Annotated in this window: 1 pseudogene; it reads right to left on the reverse strand. The window is 46.8% G+C overall.

Features of this window, described 5'->3' with window-relative positions:
* Positions 1-233: pseudogene (locus B4K11_RS11250) on the reverse strand (ketol-acid reductoisomerase); the annotation flags it as partial.

A 233-nucleotide genomic window follows, 5' to 3' on the forward strand; every position in this document is an offset into this window, starting at 1 on the left:
CGTCAGCTGTTGGGATTAGCTCTTCGTATGTACCAACAACGAAACCATTTTCAGTTGCATTTTTCCAAGACTGACGTTTTTCAGCAATTGCTTCAGCACGTAGCGTGTAAGAAACGTCTAGGCCGCTATCACGTAGGTTAAGACCTTGGTTAAGGCCCTGTGCGCCACAACCGATTACCACTAGTTTTTTGCCTTTAAGGGCTTCAACGCCATCGCTGAACTCGTCCATAGAC

This window comes from Neptuniibacter sp. UBA6509 (genome assembly GCA_002435145.1).
Lineage (GTDB): Bacteria > Pseudomonadota > Gammaproteobacteria > Pseudomonadales > Balneatricaceae > Neptuniibacter.